Here is a 17,067-nt window from a genome sequence, read left to right as displayed (position 1 = left end):
TGCGGTGAACGGCCGCTTTTCGTCCTGCCGCTGATTTGACTTCTTACATACCCGGGCATTTGGCACAGGAACCCCTCGACCTTTTTGGCTCACCCAAAGACGTGCAGGGGAACAGGGAACCTCCTCTGGAAAAGCACCTATGTCATTCACGAAGGTACCCTTCTATGCTCAATCACGTCTCTTCTACCCCGCCACAGCCGACACCCATGGTTCCGGCATTGCTGCCCCGCGATCCGACCCCTGCAGGCTCAACGGTATCGATCCACACTGAGCGCGCGCCTGCCTTACCCCTAACCCGCACGCCCACTGTCCCCGTCACACTGGGGCACCGGGGGCTGAAGGCTGCGCTGGGCGACCGCCAGAACTGGCAAACCCTGGCGCAAAAACTCAAGGAAATCGTGAGCCGACCCGGGATCACTGACGCTGCGCCGGCGATACTGAAGGCATTGAGCAGTACGCCCATGGATTTGCACCCTGAGGCGTCTTACCCGATCGATAACGGTACGGCCGTGACGCTGAGGCACTTTATCGAGGCCCACGGCTTGCGCGTACCGAGCAACCTGTTCGAACTGACCGCCCTTGGGGATGCTGCGACCGTGCGCGCCTTGCCTCACCCCTTCGGCAACTTCGGCGGCGCGTTGTCCTGGCCCATCCCCCTGGATGAGGACGCCCAGTCGGGATTGCTCAGGCGAGCCGCCCGCCTTGTCCGCGAGCATGATGATGCGCCGCACAGTGGCCAACCGGAGGGCGTACTGGATTTTCTGCGTCGTGACCTGCCACTCACCGGGGAGACCTTATCGGACCCCGCCAAAACGCTGGAAACGCTTGTCACATCAAGCCGCGGACAGGCATTGGGGACCCAACTTCAAACTGACTTCAACGCAATTTGCACGGGGTGGAGCGCCAGCGACTACGCCCTGGCGGCCATCCACCTGAGCCTGGACCCCGCCAGCATCAAGGCATCGCCCCGCAATACCGTGGCGGGTTTTGACCTGGGGCAGCCTCAGCACTGGGGGAAACCCGCTTCGGCGGTACTCCAGGGGCTGGCCGCACACTTGGTCGCCACCGGCAAGGCAAGCGCTGAAATGGCCCACGTGGGTGCGTACCTGTTACTGATGAGGCGCGCGCCCGAGTTTCTGATCAAGGACATTCCCCCCAGTGTCACGTACGGCAGCCCGGCCTGGGTCAGTCTCTCCATTGCCGCGGCTACTCAGGAGGCCCGTTCACCCGGGACAGTGGCGAACATGACATTTGCCCAGGTCATGCTCAACGCCGAAGCGACCGCGCTGGCCAACCCGCAGGCCACGGCATTGGCGCAGACATCGGCGCTGCTCGACTGGGGCGTCGCTCATGGCGTGCTTGCACGCAAGCCCGACAGTGCGTACACCCATGCCGAGGTGGAGCAGACAAGAGCGACGTTCAATCAACAACAAACCGATTGCAAAGAAGCGTCTGCTTCGCTGGACAAGGACATCCCCACCCGCAAAGCGATCGCACTGGAAAAACTCAAGGAACGCTTCGGTGACCTGGGCGCGCTCTTTGAAGAAAAGCTCATATCCAGCGAAGGCGGAGGCGGAACCGGCCAGCAGACCAAGCTGACAGGCAAGCACTCACTGCTGGATATCGCGATGATGGACCTGGATGATCCCGCACCGTTTTACTCGGCTGACAGCCGAATCCCCTTGGCAGCGTTGAACGCCAACCCTAGGTTTGGTGTAAGGCAGGTATTTGACCAGCAATTCGACGCGGCTATCCAGGACCGAAAGACCGCCACAAGCGTCTCGATCAAGCACCTGATCGCGCAGCTTCCACTGGAAGATCGCAACAACCTTGAATACGGAGAGATCAGTTTCTATCAGGACACCTCTCACACCCTGGGGCGCGACTTCACCTCCAAATACCCGGATCCCAATAGCCAGGACTTGCTGGTGAAAACCACGCGCGCCGGCGTGACCACCGCGTACGAAATCAGCTTGGCCAGGGGCGAGATCAAATCCATCCCTCTGCATCGTGTGGAATTAAGCAGCACCCGGGAAGCCAACAAAGTCTACGAGACCAAACTGTTCACACCTGCCGGCAGTGAGCCCCACCACCGCCGCGAGACAACGCCCCTCGGCGCATTGCCGCCAGCGAGCTTCCGCTCGGACCGATCCCACAACATTGCGGATGCGTACATCAAGCACCTGGATTTCGACAACCCGAATGTAAAGTCGTACGCCAGAGGCCAAACCACACGGGACGAGCAGGCGGCAAGAGCGCTGCCCGTTGAGCAGTTTTTCCTGAACCTGGTGCCCTTCAGGTCAGCCATTGTCAACTTCCAAAAAGGCAACTACGGCGAGGGGGCGTTGGACCTTTCACTGGATATCTTTGGTTTTCTCACGGCGGGTGCCTCTACGGCAGGAAAACTGATCAAGTTGGGCGGCTCCGCCCTCTCCACAGGTGGCAAGGTGCTACGGGCCACCCGATTGATTGGTGCTGCGGCCATTGGCACGCTCAACCCTTTGGCCGGAGTGGGCGATGCGGCGGTGGGAACCGTCGGCGCGCTGGGCAGAGGCGGTCGGTATCTGCTGTCCAAAGGCACCGAGGCCGTCAACCTGCTCAAGGGGGCTTCCGGAAACTACAACCTGTTGAAAGCCGCCAGCAACGACAATGTGGTCGTCGCAACGGGGATGCTGAACGTTGCCCCGCGCGCTGTCGAAGGGGCCGCCGTGCTGAAGAACGGCCAATGGTATGCGTTTGATGTCGACAGGATGTGCGCTTACGGCGGACCGCTTCGGGGGTTCACGCCAGCAACCGTGGCGACCAAGGGCCAGATCAATCAGAGCTTTATAGACTGGCTCTACCGGCGACTCGCAGGCGATGAAGTGCCCACGACGGCGTCGCCGACCGTATTGGGCCAATATGTGCCCAAGGCATTCGAAGCAGCCCTGGAGACTGCCAGGCGCCCCAATAACATCAAGGACTTCGAGTTTGGCTATGCCCATGGTCATCCGGAGAAAGTGCCTGGTTATTCATCGAGCATGAACATGCTTGAACTCCAGACGCTGGCTTCTCAACGCTTTTTGGGGCCTGAAGACGTAGGCACTCTGGCCAAGCAAATCGAACGCCAGAAAGTGAAACTGACCCAGGACGGTTTCATGCTGTTCCAGCGCGATATCCAGGCCGCTGGCGGCACCGTGACGCCAATGCCTCAAGAGCTGTACCTCAGCCAGGTCCGGCTTGCTTCAGAAGGCGAATGCGCGGGTATCGCCAATACCCTTGCGCTGGCACTCAGGTCCGGCGATGAAAATACCTACCTGGGGAATATGTTCAAGGCTGCCGCCGCCTCTCAAGCACCGGGTGCCAAGCAGTTCATCGACAACCTCCATGATTTTCACCAGGCGGTCAATGGCTTCGAAACGTTCCATATGGGGAAGCCGGTCAGGCAAATCCCCTATCAGGAGATAGCCGCTGAACTCAGCCATGCCGCACCGCCCAAGACCCTCAGGATCGCCACGCGAGACCACGCACTGCTCGCGGGTGTGATGACGCGGGACAACAAGCCGGTGTGGTTCTACTTTGACCCGAACTTCGGGCTGGCCAAGTTTGACTCGGCCGACGCGATGAAGAATGGCCTTGAGCGAACCATGAACCGGGGAACCAGCCCGTTCCAGCATCGGGCCCTGGGTGAACACCCGGCATCCCCGGAGTACAGGGTGAGTGATTTTGACGCCAGCGACGTGAGTACCTACCACCTTCCTGCCGTCAGGCGCATGGCGTCGGTGCCGTTATGAGTGATCGAACAACCTGACGGGACATTCGGCTCCATGAAGGTCACAATGCCAGCAATTACTTTGGAACTTGCTGGCGTTGTCGCCACTCATTACTGAATTGTCTTTTGACCTTTCACGCTCAGCCCCCTTATCTTTCAGGAATGTTTACTATGTCCACCACCTCCACCATCCTTGTAGTCGAAGACGACGCCATCGTGCGCATGCTGATCGTCGATGTCTTGGAGGAGTTGGAATTCAACGTGCGCGAGGCTGCTGACGCTGAGGAAGCGCTGGCAGTGGTGAAAGACGCCGACACCGTCATCGACCTGATGATGACCGACGTCGGCCTGCCGGACATGGACGGCAAGCAACTGGCCACCAAGGTGCGTGAACTGCGCCCTGCCCTGCCTATCCTGTTCGCCAGCGGCTATGCAGAAAATATCGACGTACCCGCCGGCATGCAGGTGATCGCCAAGCCGTTCTCCATCGATCAGTTGCGCGACAAAGTCAAATCGATGCTGCCTGCGCTTTAATCCTGGCAAGTCTCCAAGTGCCGCCTGCCTAGGCGGCATTTTTGCGTAAAGCGTGTAGAGATTAACGTGACCTTGGGCCGATAAAATCGGACACTCAGCGCTTTCACGCGCCGTTCAAACAGATTCTTCAAAACGCATTCAGGAAGGACGCAACAACATGATTGCAAAACCGACGCGCCTGCTGTTGGCGAGCCTCTCGATACTCATGAGCACCGGTGCCTGGGCCGACTTCACGGCAACGCCCGACGAAGCGCGGGCCATCGCCAAGGAAGCCTACCTGTATGGCGTCCCGGTGGTGGAAATGTACAAGAGGCTCTACACCCAGGCCGTTGACAAGGGCGGCGCCAATTACAAGGCGCCGTTCAACCATATTGGCAACACCGCCCAGGTGTTCACCCCCAAGGACACTGCGTTCGCTACGCCAAACGCAGACACGCCCTATTCCTTCGTGTGGATGGACCTGCGCAGCGAGCCGCTGGTATTGACCTTGCCGAAAATCGAGGACAACCGCTATTACTCGGTCCAATTGATCGACCTCTATACGCACAACCTTGCTTACCTGGGTACTCGCAGCACCGGCAACAACGGTGGCCACTACATGATCGCCGGCCCCGACTGGAAGGGTCAGCAGCCGGTGGACGTCGACCGGGTGATCTACAGCGAAAGCACGATCGCCTATGCCCTGTACCGCACGCAGCTGTTCGACGAGAAGGACCTGAACAAGGTCAAGCAAATCCAGAACGGCTACAAAGTCCAGTCGCTGAGCAGCTACGTGAAGCAAGCTGCCCCGGCCAAAGCGCCGAAAATCGAATGGCCCAAGCCCACCGCCACCATGACCGAAGGGCCGCAGCTGTTTCGCTACTTGAACTTCATGCTTGCCTTCGCCGCGCCCCAGGACAGTGAAAAAGACCTGCTGGCACGTTTTGCCAAAATCGGCATCGCCCCCGGTGCGCCGTTCAAGGTCAACCAGTTGACGGCCGAACAGCGCAAGGCGCTGGACGCAGGCATCGCTGATGCCAGGGCTGAGTACAGCGCATTCAAGAAAGACAAGATCGACACGCACCAGGTGTCCAGCAATGACCTCTATGGCAATCGCGATCGCCTCCAGAACAACTACCTGTACCGTTTCGCCGGGGCCGAACTGGGCATTTTCGGAAACTCGGCCAGTGAAGCCGTGAACCTGCGGTACACCCTCGACAGTGAGGGCAAGCCAGCCAATGGCGCACGGCACAGCTATACCGTGCATTTTGCCAAGGACCAACTGCCGCCCACGGATGCGTTCTGGTCACTGACCATGTACGACGCCAAGACCCGGTTGCTGGTGCCTAACCACAAAAAGCGCTACCTGATCAATTCGCAGATGCTGGATAGACTCAAGCGGGATGCCGATGGCGGCTTGACCCTGGCATTGCAGCATCATGAACCGCCCAAGGACGAGCAGAGCAACTGGTTGCCCGCCCCTCCCGGTCCGTTTTACGCCGTGCTGCGCATTTATCTGCCCAAGCCCGAGGTCGTCAATGGCCAATGGAACCTGCCACCGTTGACACCGCTGAAGTAACACCACGCTGGCGAGGGGCTTGGCGTGTCGCTGCCAACCCTGAACTAGTGCTTTTTCAGCTTCAGGTAAGACTGATGCAGGTCCGCGGCCCAGCCGTCGATCACGGCCTTCACGTCGTTGGCCTGCATCACCTGGGTGTCATTGGCCAGCGGCTTGCCGGTACCTTTGCGCACCACTTGGGCGAGGACCCGGCCGTTGGCGCCGTCGAGAAACTGCGCTTCCGTGCCCAGGGTGGTTTCCTGGTCGCGGATCCCGGTACCGGCACTGACCGCTGCCGCTACCAGCGCGACCGGGACGAATTCATAGGGCTTGAGGCTTTCGGTCTTGCTGCTGACGGCGGTAATCGCGGCGCGCACCACCATGACCCCTGGGCCGGGACCGTTTGCCAAGGGCAGCGATTTTGCCAGCTCGCGCTTGAGCGCCTGGTTGAAGTAATCGTTGATGCCGCGCAGGGTGCTGTCCGGGATCTTCGCCGTGGCCTGGGGCTTGGGGTAGAACTGTGTCGGTTCGATGTACACCGCGTTGTAACGGCTCAAATCGAGGGTTGGATCGACCCAGCGCATGACTTCAGCACCCGATGGCGACTTGGCTTCCTTCAGTTGGCTGTAGTCAGAGAGAAAACCAGAGTATTCATCTGGTTGCGTAACCTTGCTGGCACACCCCGCCAGCCCGAGCGAAGCGATGCACAGCGTGCAGATCAATGGCTTTAGGTTCATCTTCAAACTCCCTGGCAGTTGGCGTTGGGACACTGATCTCTAGGTATAGCCAATCCTGGAGAAATAGCCCTGTGCCCACCACCAGGCTGCTCAGCCGCGCTCGCGCGGAATCAGGCTTTGCAGCTGCGACGCCAGGAAGTTAGCGTCGAAAGCGAAGGTGTCCGGGTCTTTGAGGCCGTTGGTCTTCTTCCATAACCAGTCGTTCTTATCCGCAGGCAGCACCAGTGACACACTGCCGTGCCGTGCGGCGGTCAAGCCGATGACCGAGACGGAGATCAACCCGCCCACGCCCATCACATCCGGCACGAACTCCACCGGCTTGCCGGTGATCTGCACGATCAGTTTCTCGGTCTTGAACGGCGACGTCTGCGCCGGCACGCTCGGGCCGCTGGCCACGTAAGGTTCACGGTGGACTTCGAGCAACCCGACGGTCTTGACCGGCTCCAGCCACTGCTCGACCTGGTCGAATAGTTCGCCGAGCTTTTGCGCCCATCGGGCCGACTGCAGGTCGAACTGCTGTTTTTTATACGCTTCGCTGTCGGCGTAATGACGAAGCATCTCGCCCAGTTGTTGTACATCGTCCATTGCGAATTTCCTTGGGTGAGCCAGGTTGCGTACCACGATCATGGCAGATGCGGCCCCTCAACGTACGGCTTAAAACTGATCCGCAACAATGAGGTTTTACTGAGCCTGTTTTGTTTTGCCCGCGCTTCCTACAGTGCCGCCACTTGGAACCGTGGGAGGACTGAGCATGAGCACAGCAACAACTGGGCAGGCCTATAACTACAAGGTCGTGCGCCAATTCGTTATCGCTACCATCGCCTGGGGCGTGGTAGGCATGGCCATGGGCGTGTGGATTGCCTCGCAGCTGGTCTGGCCCGAGATGAACCTGGATTTGCCCTGGACGACCTTTGGTCGCCTACGGCCCTTGCACACCAGCCTGGTGATCTTTGGCTTCGCTGGCAGCGCACAGTTTGCCGCCAGCTATTACGCGGTGCAGCGCACCTGCCAGGTGCGCTTGTTTTCTGACCGCCTCGCTGCCTTTACCTTCTGGGGGTGGCAGTCGGTCATCGTGATCATGTTGATCAGTTTGCCGTTGGGCTATACCACTACCAAGGAATACGCCGAGATCGAGTTCTCCGGCGCGGTCTGGATGGCGGTGGTCTGGGTGGCCTATGCCATTGTGTTTTTCACCACCGTGGTACGGCGCAAAACCCGGCATATCTACGTGGGTAACTGGTTTTTCGGGGCGTTCATCCTGGTGATCGCCATGTTGCATGTGGTCAACCACCTGGCGATCCCGGTGGGCTGGTTCAAGTCTTACCCAGTGTATTCAGGTGCGACGGACGCGATGGTGCAGTGGTGGTATGGGCATAACGCCGTAGGATTTTTCCTGACCACTGGTTTCTTGGGGATGATGTATTACTTCGTGCCCAAACAAGTCGGGCGCCCGGTGTACTCCTATCGCTTGTCCATCGTGCACTTCTGGGCACTGATCACCCTGTATATCTGGGCTGGCCCGCATCACTTGCACTACACCGCGCTGCCGGACTGGGCGCAGTCCCTGGGCATGGCGATGTCGCTGATCCTGCTGGCGCCTAGCTGGGGCGGGATGATCAACGGCATGATGACGTTGTCCGGGGCTTGGCATAAGTTGCGCACCGACCCGATCCTGCGTTTCCTGGTGTTGTCGTTGGCGTTCTATGGGATGTCGACGTTCGAAGGCCCGATGATGGCGATCAAGACCGTCAACGCCCTCTCCCACTACACCGACTGGACCATTGGCCATGTGCACGCCGGCGCCCTGGGTTGGGTGGCGATGATTACCTTTGGCTCGCTGTACCACATGATCCCCAAGGTGTTCGGTCGTGAGCAGATGCACAGCGTGCCGCTGATCAACCTGCATTTCTGGCTGGCAACGATCGGCACCGTGCTGTACATCGCCTCGATGTGGGTCAACGGGATTACCCAGGGCCTGATGTGGCGGGCTGTGAACGACGACGGCACCCTCACCTACTCATTTGTCGAGGCGTTGCAGGCCAGTCACCCAGGGTTCGTGGTGCGATTTGCCGGTGGCGTGTTCTTCCTCACCGGCATGGTGCTGATGGCCTACAACACGTGGCGCACGGTGCGGATCGCGGACTTGGAAATAGCCCAGCTCGATGCACGGATCGCCTGATATGTGGGGCTGGCTGATGGTGGCGTGCCTGTATGGCGCGGTGGAGTACTGCTTGCGCGGGGAATCTGACAAGAGCCTGGACGACGCCAGCTTGATGCCCTTCGCCGATGACCCGGAGGTGGCGCGGCGCGTGGAACAAGCGACCGGCAAGCAGATCAACGCGGTGGCGCCGCAAGCGGCCAGGCCGGGCTGGACCCACTTGGACATGTGAAACTGCACCGGTCATTTTGCCGACAACTGCGTATGACTAATCAACCGCCGATGCGTAAGGTGAAGCGACTTTCCTTGTCAGGAGCATCGCATGCGCACCATCGGCCTTATCGGCGGCATGAGCTGGGAATCCAGCGCCGAGTATTACCGCATCATCAACCAATGCGTGCGCGACCAACTCGGGCCGCTGCGTTCGGCACAATTGTTGATGTACAGCGTGGATTTCGGTCCGGTGGAACAGGCTCAACACGCGGGCCGCTGGGATGACGCCGCGCTGATCCTCGAAGATGCCGCACGCCGCCTGCAGGCTGGTGGCGCCGAATGCGTGGTGCTGTGTACTAACACCATGCATTTGGTTGCGCCGCGTATTGAAGCGGCAGTCTCGATTCCGTTCCTGCATATCGCCGATGCGGCCGGCGCTGCGGCCGTGGAGGCCGGCACGCTCACGGTCGGCCTGCTCGGTACCGCGTTCACGATGGAGCAGGACTTCCTCAAGTCACGCCTGGCAGCCCAAGGCCTGACCGTGCTGGTGCCCGAGGCGGACGAACGCCAGGCCGTGCACCGGATCATCTATGAGCAATTGTGTGTCGGCGTGATCAGCGATGCGTCGCGCAAGGTTTACCAAGGTGTGATCGAGTCCCTGGCCGCACGCGGCGCCCAGGCGATCATCCTCGGTTGCACGGAAATCAGCCTGCTGATCAAGCCCGAGCACAGCGACCTGCCGCTGCTGGACACCACCGCGCTGCATGCGCAGGCTGCGGTGGCGTTTGCCTTGCAGGACTAAGCCGACTGGCGCAGGCGCGCCATGCTCACGGTGTCGACAAACCGGCCGTCACGCAGGGCGTAGTCGCGTAATACGCCTTCGACCTCAAAGCCGAACTTGCGGTACAGCGCCTGCGCCGCTTCGTTGTCGGCATACACCGTGAGTTCCACCCGGTGCAGGTTCATCCAGTTGTCGGCGACGTCCAGCGCGGCCGACAACAGCCGCGAGCCGACGCCCTTGCCCTGCCACGCCGTCGCCACGCCCATGCCAAAAGAACCCACATGGGCCTGACGCACGCGCAGGTACTGTTCCAGGCCAAGCTGGCCAATGACCTCGCCAGCGTGCACCGCCACCAGCTGCAGCCGGCGCTCATTGTCCTGGACCAGCCTGTTGCGCCACGCCTCGACCGACTGGAAAGGCATTTGCAACACCTGGCGGCATACAGCCGGTTCGTTATAGAGCGCAGCGACGCCTTCAAGGTGGGCTTCGGTAAAGCGCTGGATCACGATAGGGGTTTCAGGTGTGTGCATTGTGTTTCATCCGTTGAAAAACAAGTGGCCGGCCAGTGTAGGGGGCATAACGGCCCGATGGCTAGGGGCCTGGAAGGGTCGACCACAACGATGGCCAATCACCGTAACCGACCCCGGTACAGCGCGGCATCATGTGAAATTCGCGGAGCCTGAAGCGTTCCCCGTCAAACACCCAGGAACCTCCGCCGCCACAATCGCCTATCCCACGTTGCTTGTAGAAATAACTCAGGGTGCCGGAGGCTTCGTCATACCCCACCGAGCCTTGTAGCGCAGCGCCATCCAACGGCAGCGGCTCCAGGTCGAGCGAGGTTGTCTCATAGGGCGCCTGGCGCTGGCGGCTGTTGACGTCGAACTCGCAGTTGTAGGCCGCGCAGTCATAACGCACCACCGTCATTGCCTGCTGTGCCGTCAGTGCCCCGGCCTCCGCCTCAGGTTCTCCTTCCTCTGGCTTGACCGCCTGCAACGCAGCGGCCACCAGGCCCGCCTGCTCCTGCGTCGTCAGGGACGGTGGCGTAACGAACCTGCGCAACACGGGCGTCGGCGCGCGCGGCGGCACTTCACTGGCCGCCCGTTTGCCGGGACGGGCCAGGGCCGTCACGTTATCCACGCGTCCCTGTACGGCATCCATCAACAGCAGCGAGGCACTCAGCCCACTGAGCGAGACATGCGCCGCCTCATCGCCTGGGAGCTGCAAGCGCTCGCCATTGCGCAGACGCTGCAACCAGCGCCGCGCCGCAGCGTTTTCGATCACGCCATAAGCGTGCACGTCGGGATCGCCGCCTTGATCGTCCAACTCGACGTGCAGATCCTGGGTCAATTCCAGGCCCAGGGGTTGGCCGTCCAGCAGCAAAGTGGAAAGGTCGACGTCCTGGCCCCGATGATCAAAACGCAGGCGCAAATACCCCTGTGGGCCGGCCTGGTGCCAGAGGTGCAAGGTCAGTGAACTGTAGTCTTCTTCATCCACGCCACTGGGTGCGCTGAGGGCATGGCAGTTGCGCAGGTTGTCGCAGCCCACCACCCATTGCTTGATCTCCCGTAGCAGCGGCACGGATTCGGCGGGCGGTTGTGCGACAGCGGGGGCAGCGGCGCTGGTGAGTAACAGGGCCAGGATTGCGGGGCGCAGCATGAGGACTCTCCGTGTCTAAAAGGCGCGGATTGTCCCATGTTCGTGATTACACGTCAGCGCTTGCCAGCGGTGCGCCACAGCCGCGCAATATCGGCCGCCCGCTCGCTCAGCAAACGCGGCGCTTCGCTGCACGCCTGCTCCAGGCTCATCGGCCCGGAGGGCAAGGCGAACGCCGCTGCCACGCCGTGAGCGTACATCTGCTCGTAGCCGTCGCCCAGCGTGCCGGCAATCACGATGACGGGCACGTTGTGTCGCTGGGCAATACGCGCTACGCCGAACGGCGTTTTGCCCCGCAGGGTCTGGGCATCGAAGCGGCCTTCACCGGTAATCACCAGGTCGGCGCCACGTACGGCTTCGTCCAGACCGACCAGTTCGGCCACCACCTCCACCCCGGCGCGAAATTGCGCGCCCAGGAAGGCCTTGGCGGCGAAACCCAGGCCGCCGGCGGCGCCGCTGCCGGGCTCGTCGCGCACGTCCTTGGGCAGGACGCTGGCGCAGTGATCGGCAAAATGGCCGAGGGCGGCGTCCAGTTCCTGCACTTGCTCGGGATTCGCGCCTTTTTGCGGGCCGAAAATCGCCGAGGCGCCGTGCGGGCCGCAGAGCGGGTTGTTGACGTCGGCGGCGATGTCGAAACGCACCTGTGCCAGGCGCGGGTCGAGTTGCCCAAGGTCGATGGTGGCCAGGCGGCTCAACGCCAGGCCACCAGGCGGCAGTGCTTGGCCTTCGGCGTCAAACAGTTGCACGCCGAGCGCCTGCATCGCACCGGCGCCGCCATCGTTGGTGGCACTGCCGCCAATCGCCAGGATAATGCGCTCAGCGCCGGCATCCAGGGCCGCGCGGATCAGTTCGCCGGTGCCATAGGTGCTGGTCTTGCACGCATCGCGTTGCCCCGGCGGGACCAACTGCAGGCCGCTGGCTTCGGCCATTTCGATGAGCGCGGTGCGGCTGTCGGCCAACCAGCCCCAATGTGCTTCAACCGCTGCGCCGAGCGGGCCGCGGACGTTTTGGTGACGCAACTGGCCGTTGCACGCCGCGAGCACCGAATCGACCGTGCCTTCACCGCCATCCGCCATCGGGCACTGGATCAATTGCGCATCCGGCCAGACCTGGGCCAACCCGCTCGCAATGGCCTGGGCGACGCCTTCGGCGCTCAGGCTGTCCTTGAACGAGTCGGGGGCGATGATGATTTTCATGGGCTTTCTCCGGTTTTTATGACGCCCATGCTGCCAGTTGGCACCGCCGCTGACGCCAGTCCGATGCACAAGTACGGACGAGGTTTGTTGTTCATTCCGACAAAGGCTGGGGCAACAACTGTACGCCGAGGTACAGCGCAAGCATGCCATCCAGGGTCAAGGGGTCAACGCCACTGAGTTCGGCAATGCGTTCCATGCGGTAGCGCAGGCTGTTGCGGTGAATGCCCAGCGCGTCGGCACAGGCCTGGCTTTGCCCGTCGTGTTCGCACCAACTGCGCAGGGTTGCCAGCAGTTGGCCGTTACTGTCCTTTGCCAGCACTTTGCGCAGCGGGTTGAGCAGTTCGTCCAGGGCGTCGTCGTTGCGATGGCGCCAGAGCATGACCGGCAGGCGATAGCGGTTGAGGGTCAGCAGCCGTGATTGCGGCAATACATCGCGCCCATACGCGAGCAAATCACCCACGCGTCGATAGCAGCGGCGCAGCCCCGCGAGCCCATCTGCCTGCCCGCCCACGGCAACGCGCAGGATGTTCCAGCCGAGGCCTTCGAGCTTGTCCAACAGCCGTGGGTTGTCGACCTGCACCGCTGCCGGCCGGCACCACAGCAATGAATATTGCGCCGAACTGACACACCAGCTGTCTGGATAGCGCGAGGTCAGCCAGGCACTCAAGGCCTCCGCCGATTGCCCCGCACCCAGTTCGAACAGGTACGGCGTGCGTGCCATCTGCGGCTTGAGCCCCAGTTGTTGGGCTTCATCCACCAGGCGCGGTGAGTCGCCGGTGTCGGCCAGCAGCAACGCCAGCAAATCATCACAACGCTGGCGCCGCCACTGTTGCTCGGCCTGCTGGTGGCGGTGGCTCACCAGCATTTCGGCAGTCATGCGTACCAATTCGGCATAGGTGCGCAAGCCTTCCGGTTCGCCGGTGATGCCGAGAACGCCGATCAGGCGCCCATCATGCAGCAACGGCAGGTTGATGCCCGGCTGCACGCCCTTGAGGTGCTTGGCGGTCTGGCCGTCGATTTCCACCACGCGGCCATTGGCGAGTACCAGTTGCGCGCCTTCATGGCGCGTGTTGATACGCTCGGGCTCGCCGCTGCCCAGAATCAGGCCCTGGCTGTCCATGACGTTCACGTTATAGGGCAGTATCGCCATGGTGCGATCAACGATATTCTGCGCCAGGTCATGATCCAGCTCGAACATGGGGCTAATTTCCTGGAAAGCGATGGGTTGTTCATCGGCACAGCGCAATTACCGCTTCACTGTGCGCAAGCACAAAGACAGCGGCCTGCAAGGTGGTCGAGACTCTTTGGGCGATCAACGTTACCTTCGCATCGCAAAAAATCATAATAAAGAGAGACTCCCATGTCACAGAGCGCCGCAGCCACACTGGCCACCGATGACGATAAAAACGCCATCTACAAGCGCATTACCCTGCGCCTGATCCCCTTCATTTTCATCTGCTATCTGTTTAACTACCTCGACCGGGTGAACGTTGGCTTTGCCAAGTTGCAGATGCTCGATGCGTTGAAATTCAGTGAAACCGTTTACGGCCTCGGTGCCGGGATCTTCTTCATCGGCTACGTGCTGTGCGGCGTACCGAGCAACCTGGCGCTGACCAAGTTCGGTCCGCGGCGCTGGATTGCACTGATGATGATCGTCTGGGGCACGCTGTCCACCTGCCTGCTGTTCGTCACCACACCGACACACTTCTACACCCTGCGCCTGTTTACCGGTGCCGCCGAAGCCGGCTTTTTCCCCGGTGTGGTGCTGTACCTCTCGCAGTGGTTCCCGACCTTCCGCCGTGGGCGGATCATGGCGCTGTTCATGTCGGCGATCCCGGTGTCGGGCCTGCTGGGCAGCCCGTTCTCCGGCTGGATCCTCAACCACTTCGCTGCAGGCCAGGGCGGCCTGGCAGGTTGGCAGTGGATGTTCCTGCTGCAAGGCATTCCGACGGTGGTCCTGGGCGCCCTCGCCTACTTCCTGCTCAGCGACAGCTTTGCCAACGCCAAATGGCTGAAGCCCCACGAGCGAGCGGTGCTGGAGGCCGACCAGGCGACTGACCTGGCCAACAAGCCGAAAACCACCACCGATTCGTTGGCTGACGTGTTCAAGAACCCGGCAATCTGGGCATTCGGCCTGATCTATTTCTGCATCCAGAGTGGCGTGTATGCGATCAACTTCTGGCTGCCGTCGATCATCAAGAACCTGGGGTTCAGCGATAACCTGGTGATCGGCTGGCTCAGTGCGATCCCGTACTTGCTGGCGGCGGTGTTCATGTTGCTGGTAGGTCGCTCCGCGGATTTGCGCAAAGAGCGTCGCTGGCACTTGGTGGTGCCGATGTTGATGGGTGCTGTCGGCCTGGTGATCGCAGTGAACTTCGCCACCACCCCGGCTATCGCCATCCTCGGCCTGACCATCGCCACCATGGGCGCGCTGACCGGCCTGCCGATGTTCTGGCCGGTGCCCACCGCCATGCTCAGTGCGGGCGCGGCGGCAGGTGGCCTGGCGTTGATCAACTCCATGGGCCAGATGGCCGGCTTCCTCAGCCCGTATATCGTCGGCTTTGTGAAGGATGCCACTGGCACCACGGATGTGGCGCTGTACTTGCTGGCGGCGGTGATTGTCGCCGGTAGCCTGCTGGCATTGCGGATGACGCGCACCCTGAAAGTCTAACGCCGCCGAATGTGCGGGCAAGCCCGCCCGCACATTGTTTGTTCGGTGTCTACAACAGGCCGCCGCCGTCGATATCGATCACGGCACCCGTCATGAAGCCGTTCTCCATGGCCAACACATACCCCGCCGCCACTTCGTCCGCCTGCCCCACTCGCCCGACCGGCAATGCCCCACCGGCCTTGGCAAACATCGCCAGGCGCTGCTCTTCAGCCAAGCCTGCATACGCCGGCGTATCGATCACGCCAGGGCTGATCACGTTGACCCGGCGCGGGGCCAGCTCCTTTGCCAGCTGCTTGCCCAATGCTTCGGTCGCGGCGTTGATGCCGGTCTTGATGAACTGGCCCGACGCCAATTTGCGTCCCAATTGCCCTGAGGTCAGGCTGATGCTGGCGTGTTCGTCGAGATATGGCAGCGCCCGTTGAATCGCCCGCAACGCGCCCCAAAGCTTCACATCGAAGTTTTCCTGGGCCTCGGTCAGGTCGGTTTCAACCAGGGTCTTGGCACGTACGCTGGGGCCTGAGGTGTAGACCAGGTGATCAAAGCGCCCGACGCTTTCGAACAGACGTTGCAAGGACGTCGCATCGGTGACATCCACCGGCTCGCTGCGCACGCCGTTTTCCACGCCGCTGACCAAGCGCCGTCCCGCCATCACCACGTGCGCACCTCGCGCAGCAGCGGCCTTGGCCACGGCCGCGCCGATTCCGCTGCTGCCGCCGATCACGATGACCGTTTTGCCGTTGAGAGAAGAAGTCATGGGGAAATTCCTGATGAAGAAAGTGAGCGTTCATCTTTACAGCTTGGTAATCGACGAAAAATCCCGGTAAAACGACAAGATCTTTAAAGGATTTTTACAAATGAGCTCGACCCTTGACCTTGAAGTGTTCGTGCGTACCGCCGACACCGGCAGTTTGTCTGCCGCTGCACGCGGGCTGGGCTTGACCCCGGCCGCTGCCAGCATCGCGCTCAAGCGCCTGGAAACCCGCCTGGGTATTCGCCTGCTGGCACGCTCGACCCGCAGCATGCGGCTGACTGAAGAAGGCCGGCGCTACCTCGAGAGCGTGCGCGTCGCATTGGAAGCGCTGTCCGAGGGCGAACAGGCGATCAAGCAGCAAGGCCAGAGCCTCAGCGGTTTGCTGCAACTGGCGGCGCCCTCGGATTTCGGGCGCAATGTGCTGCTGGGCTGGCTGGATGAGTTCAAACTCGAACATCCCACTATCCGCCTGCAATTGCTGCTCAACGACAGCAATGCCGACCTGTTTCGCGACACCGTCGACATCGCCCTGCGGTTTGGCGTGCCCAGGGATTCCAGCCTGGTGGCACTGCCGGTGGTGCCCGATCACCACCGCATCCCCTGTGCCAGCCCGGATTACCTGGCGCGCCATGGCACCCCCCTCACGCCGGCTGACCTGGCGCAGCACAACACCCTGCGCTACATGCGCCAGGGCCGCGCGAACAACACGTGGTACTTCCGCCAGGGCACGGTGCTGCAGGAGGTCGAGGTGTCGGGCGACTACCTGAGCGATGACGGTGAAATCGTACGGCGCTGGGCCTTGGCCGGTCACGGCATCGCCTACAAGGCCAATCTGGATATTGCCCAGGACATCAAGGCTGGTCGCCTGGTGCCTTTGCTGCCGGATTGGCAGGGTGAGCCCACGCCGTTCAACCTGATGTGCCCCCACCGCCTGCAAGTATCGGAACGGGTGAAGGTGCTGCATCGCTTTCTACAGGCGCGTTGCAAGACACTGCTGAGCACATGAAGAAACGCGCGCAGGGCTTGTCCCAGAGCCTCTGAGTCTGGTATTGCATGGGCACGTTTCCCTGCCTTGAGGAGTTATC

Annotated in this window: 15 protein-coding genes; 8 read left to right on the top strand and 7 right to left on the bottom strand. The window is 61.4% G+C overall.

Features of this window, described 5'->3' with window-relative positions; genetic code table 11:
• Positions 1 to 164: 164 nt before the first annotated feature.
• The 3 genes from CQ002_RS07580 to CQ002_RS07570 all read left to right on the top strand — a co-directional run bounded on the left by CQ002_RS07580 (position 165) and on the right by CQ002_RS07570 (position 5,843).
• Positions 165 to 3,773, top strand: coding sequence for a hypothetical protein (locus tag CQ002_RS07580; RefSeq protein WP_234010311.1), 3,609 nt, complete (start codon positions 165 to 167; stop codon positions 3,771 to 3,773).
• 149 nt (positions 3,774 to 3,922) lie between these two features.
• On the top strand, positions 3,923 to 4,285 hold the full coding sequence (locus CQ002_RS07575; protein ID WP_034105214.1) for a response regulator: 363 nt from the start codon (positions 3,923 to 3,925) through the stop codon (positions 4,283 to 4,285).
• Between the two features lie 157 nt (positions 4,286 to 4,442).
• On the top strand, positions 4,443 to 5,843 hold the full coding sequence (locus tag CQ002_RS07570) for a DUF1254 domain-containing protein (protein ID WP_034105213.1): 1,401 nt from the start codon (positions 4,443 to 4,445) through the stop codon (positions 5,841 to 5,843).
• A gap of 44 nt (positions 5,844 to 5,887) precedes the next feature.
• Here the strand turns inward: CQ002_RS07570 and CQ002_RS07565 are convergent, their stop codons facing one another.
• Complete coding sequence (locus tag CQ002_RS07565; protein WP_069023794.1) at positions 5,888 to 6,559, bottom strand: DUF3313 domain-containing protein; 672 nt, start codon at positions 6,557 to 6,559, stop codon at positions 5,888 to 5,890.
• Between the two features lie 90 nt (positions 6,560 to 6,649).
• Positions 6,650 to 7,144 carry a hypothetical protein gene (locus CQ002_RS07560; protein WP_105162295.1) on the bottom strand — a complete coding sequence of 165 codons (495 nt, stop codon included), beginning with the start codon at positions 7,142 to 7,144 and terminating at the stop codon, positions 6,650 to 6,652.
• A 166-nt stretch (positions 7,145 to 7,310) separates the two neighbouring features.
• Between CQ002_RS07560 and ccoN the strand changes: the two genes are divergently transcribed.
• The 3 genes from ccoN (at position 7,311) to CQ002_RS07545 (ending at position 9,732) form a co-directional block, all read left to right on the top strand.
• On the top strand, positions 7,311 to 8,738 hold the full coding sequence (ccoN, locus tag CQ002_RS07555) for a cytochrome-c oxidase, cbb3-type subunit I (protein ID WP_105162296.1): 1,428 nt from the start codon (positions 7,311 to 7,313) through the stop codon (positions 8,736 to 8,738).
• 1 nt (position 8,739) lies between these two features.
• Positions 8,740 to 8,949, top strand: a complete 210-nt coding sequence (locus tag CQ002_RS07550; protein WP_034105204.1) for a cbb3-type cytochrome c oxidase subunit 3 — start codon at positions 8,740 to 8,742, stop codon at positions 8,947 to 8,949.
• A 90-nt stretch (positions 8,950 to 9,039) separates the two neighbouring features.
• Entirely contained in the window at positions 9,040 to 9,732 is a 693-nt protein-coding gene (locus tag CQ002_RS07545) for an aspartate/glutamate racemase family protein (RefSeq protein ID WP_034105202.1), read from the top strand.
• On the opposite strand, the gene CQ002_RS07540 is transcribed toward CQ002_RS07545, so the two are convergent.
• The 4 genes from CQ002_RS07540 to CQ002_RS07525 form a co-directional block, all read right to left on the bottom strand.
• Positions 9,729 to 10,241, bottom strand: a complete 513-nt coding sequence (locus CQ002_RS07540; RefSeq protein WP_098466532.1) for a GNAT family N-acetyltransferase — start codon at positions 10,239 to 10,241, stop codon at positions 9,729 to 9,731. The two genes, CQ002_RS07545 and CQ002_RS07540, sit on opposite strands and share 4 nt — an antisense overlap.
• A gap of 61 nt (positions 10,242 to 10,302) precedes the next feature.
• Positions 10,303 to 11,367, bottom strand: coding sequence for a DUF1176 domain-containing protein (locus tag CQ002_RS07535; RefSeq protein WP_105162297.1), 1,065 nt, complete (start codon positions 11,365 to 11,367; stop codon positions 10,303 to 10,305).
• Positions 11,368 to 11,420: 53 nt separating this feature from the next.
• On the bottom strand, positions 11,421 to 12,560 hold the full coding sequence (locus CQ002_RS07530) for a glycerate kinase (protein ID WP_034105196.1): 1,140 nt from the start codon (positions 12,558 to 12,560) through the stop codon (positions 11,421 to 11,423).
• Positions 12,561 to 12,651: 91 nt separating this feature from the next.
• Positions 12,652 to 13,758: a sugar diacid recognition domain-containing protein gene (locus tag CQ002_RS07525; RefSeq protein ID WP_034105195.1), complete on the bottom strand. Its 1,107-nt coding sequence runs from the start codon at positions 13,756 to 13,758 to the stop codon at positions 12,652 to 12,654.
• A gap of 162 nt (positions 13,759 to 13,920) precedes the next feature.
• Between CQ002_RS07525 and CQ002_RS07520 the strand changes: the two genes are divergently transcribed.
• On the top strand, positions 13,921 to 15,231 hold the full coding sequence (locus CQ002_RS07520; RefSeq protein ID WP_069023790.1) for an MFS transporter: 1,311 nt from the start codon (positions 13,921 to 13,923) through the stop codon (positions 15,229 to 15,231).
• 49 nt (positions 15,232 to 15,280) lie between these two features.
• On the opposite strand, the gene CQ002_RS07515 is transcribed toward CQ002_RS07520, so the two are convergent.
• Positions 15,281 to 15,985, bottom strand: a complete 705-nt coding sequence (locus tag CQ002_RS07515; protein ID WP_069023789.1) for an SDR family oxidoreductase — start codon at positions 15,983 to 15,985, stop codon at positions 15,281 to 15,283.
• A gap of 100 nt (positions 15,986 to 16,085) precedes the next feature.
• On the opposite strand from CQ002_RS07515, the gene CQ002_RS07510 reads away from it, so the two are divergent.
• Positions 16,086 to 16,988 carry a LysR family transcriptional regulator gene (locus CQ002_RS07510; RefSeq protein ID WP_034105190.1) on the top strand — a complete coding sequence of 301 codons (903 nt, stop codon included), beginning with the start codon at positions 16,086 to 16,088 and terminating at the stop codon, positions 16,986 to 16,988.
• Positions 16,989 to 17,067 lie beyond the last annotated feature (79 nt).

Source organism: Pseudomonas sp. MYb13 (assembly GCF_002980075.1).
Taxonomy (GTDB): Bacteria; Pseudomonadota; Gammaproteobacteria; order Pseudomonadales; family Pseudomonadaceae; genus Aquipseudomonas; species Aquipseudomonas lurida.
The sequence above is the reverse complement of the archived record's forward strand: the minus strand, read 5'-3'. Positions and strand labels throughout refer to the sequence as shown.

Excerpts from the sequence above, each read along its gene's own strand:
- CQ002_RS07520 (WP_069023790.1), top strand. The coding sequence starts at position 13,921 with ATGTCACAGAGCGCCGCAGCCACACTGGCCACCGATGACGATAAAAAC.
- CQ002_RS07540 (WP_098466532.1), bottom strand. The coding sequence starts at position 10,241 with ATGCACACACCTGAAACCCCTATCGTGATCCAGCGCTTTACCGAAGCC.
- CQ002_RS07535 (WP_105162297.1), bottom strand. The coding sequence starts at position 11,367 with ATGCTGCGCCCCGCAATCCTGGCCCTGTTACTCACCAGCGCCGCTGCC.
- CQ002_RS07575 (WP_034105214.1), top strand. The coding sequence starts at position 3,923 with ATGTCCACCACCTCCACCATCCTTGTAGTCGAAGACGACGCCATCGTG.
- CQ002_RS07545 (WP_034105202.1), top strand. The coding sequence starts at position 9,040 with ATGCGCACCATCGGCCTTATCGGCGGCATGAGCTGGGAATCCAGCGCC.
- CQ002_RS07525 (WP_034105195.1), bottom strand. The coding sequence starts at position 13,758 with ATGTTCGAGCTGGATCATGACCTGGCGCAGAATATCGTTGATCGCACC.
- CQ002_RS07570 (WP_034105213.1), top strand. The coding sequence starts at position 4,443 with ATGATTGCAAAACCGACGCGCCTGCTGTTGGCGAGCCTCTCGATACTC.
- CQ002_RS07510 (WP_034105190.1), top strand. The coding sequence starts at position 16,086 with ATGAGCTCGACCCTTGACCTTGAAGTGTTCGTGCGTACCGCCGACACC.
- CQ002_RS07560 (WP_105162295.1), bottom strand. The coding sequence starts at position 7,144 with ATGGACGATGTACAACAACTGGGCGAGATGCTTCGTCATTACGCCGAC.
- CQ002_RS07565 (WP_069023794.1), bottom strand. The coding sequence starts at position 6,559 with ATGAACCTAAAGCCATTGATCTGCACGCTGTGCATCGCTTCGCTCGGG.
- CQ002_RS07530 (WP_034105196.1), bottom strand. The coding sequence starts at position 12,560 with ATGAAAATCATCATCGCCCCCGACTCGTTCAAGGACAGCCTGAGCGCC.
- ccoN (WP_105162296.1), top strand. The coding sequence starts at position 7,311 with ATGAGCACAGCAACAACTGGGCAGGCCTATAACTACAAGGTCGTGCGC.
- CQ002_RS07515 (WP_069023789.1), bottom strand. The coding sequence starts at position 15,985 with ATGACTTCTTCTCTCAACGGCAAAACGGTCATCGTGATCGGCGGCAGC.
- CQ002_RS07580 (WP_234010311.1), top strand. The coding sequence starts at position 165 with ATGCTCAATCACGTCTCTTCTACCCCGCCACAGCCGACACCCATGGTT.
- CQ002_RS07550 (WP_034105204.1), top strand. The coding sequence starts at position 8,740 with ATGTGGGGCTGGCTGATGGTGGCGTGCCTGTATGGCGCGGTGGAGTAC.